Source organism: Georgenia sp. 311 (assembly GCF_006151955.1).
GTDB classification, from domain to species: domain Bacteria; phylum Actinomycetota; class Actinomycetes; order Actinomycetales; family Actinomycetaceae; genus Oceanitalea; species Oceanitalea wutianyii.
On sequence record NZ_VDFS01000019.1, the window covers coordinates 1 to 1,412 of the forward strand.

Consider the following 1,412-nt stretch of genomic DNA (forward strand, 5'->3'; position numbering starts at 1 on the left):
CGTCGTCCGCCGGGCGGCGGACGGCACGGAGACGTGGCGCCACGCCGTCGCGACGGCGGCGAACGACCGTGCCTACGGCGTCGTCCCGGGCGCCGACGGCGGCGTCGTCGTCGCCGGGTACACGCGCGGCACCCTGGCCACCGGGCTCACGGACACGCAGGACGACGCGTACGTCGTCGGCATCGACTCCGACGGACAGCGCACGTGGACGCTGGAGACGGGCTCCCCCACGGCCGCCGACCGCCTCTACGCGGTCGCCCCGGACGGCGCGGGCGGCGCGTACGTCGCGGGGTACACGAGCGGCAGCTTCGCCGGGGCGCCGCACGCCGGGGACAAGGACGCCGTCCTCGCCCGGGTCTCGTCCGACGGTGACCTGCTGTGGAGCGAGCAGCTCGGTGGCTCCGGTGAGGACAAGGCGATGGCGGTCACGGCCACCGCGGACGGCGGCGTCGTGGTCGGCGGGATGACGAGTGCGGGACTGCCCGGGCTCGACCACCTCGGCTCCGGCGACGGGTGGGTCGCGAAGTACGACGCCGCGGGCGCGCAGCAGTGGATCCACCCGGTCTCCAGCGACCAGAACGACCTCGTGAGCGGCCTGGTGCCGCTGGCGGACGGCTCGGTGCTCGCCGTCGGGCACACCCGGGGGACCATCGGTGCCGCGACGCTGGGCGACAACGACATCGTCGTGCGGTCCTTCACGGTCGACGGCGCCGAGCGCTGGACGCTCCAGACCGGCACGTCCACCGACGACCGCGGCGTCACCGGTGTCCCGACGGCCGACGGCGGTGCGCTCGTCCTCGCGACCACCTACGGCGCGATGGGCGAGCCGCACGGGGGCGTCGACGTCGTCGCACTGCCCGTGTCCTCGGACGGGGCGCCCGGCGAGCCGGTGCAGGTGGGCTCGCGCGAGCGCGACGGCGCGGACGAGTGGGACGAGGCGAACCTCTTCGCGGCCACCGGGGCGGAGGGCACCTGGGTCACCGGGCTGACGTTCGGGGCGCCGCAGGGCGCGCTGAACGCCGGCGCGGGCGACGTCTTCGTCATGCGGCTCCCCGCCTCCCCCGGCGAGGAGCCGACGGAGGAGCCGACGGAGGAGCCCACCGCAGAGCCGACCGGTGAGCCGACGAGTGAGCCGACCGCCGGGCCGACGACGGAACCGACGGTCGGACCAACCGACGCGCCGGCCACCGACGACCCTTCCTCGCCGGGTGACGGCGCTGCCGCGTCGGCCGCTCCGGACGCGGGGGCAGGCGGCTCAGGCCTGCCGGCGACCGGCGTCGCCGTGACCGGCGCCCTCGTGGCTGCCGTGCTCCTCGCCCTCACAGGCGCCGTCCTCGTCGCCCGCCGCCGCACGACCGCCTAGGAGGAAGTCGGCTCTCGCGGGTGCCCGCCCACCCACCCGCGAGAGCCGA

At 76.7% G+C, this 1,412-nt stretch carries 1 protein-coding gene; it reads left to right on the forward strand.

Annotation, left to right across the window (positions count from 1 at the left end):
• Window positions 1-1,363, forward strand: a 1,363-nt coding sequence (locus FHE66_RS03755; protein WP_176554635.1) for a PT domain-containing protein, incomplete at its 5' end; no start/stop codon positions are given.
• Window positions 1,364-1,412 lie beyond the last annotated feature (49 nt).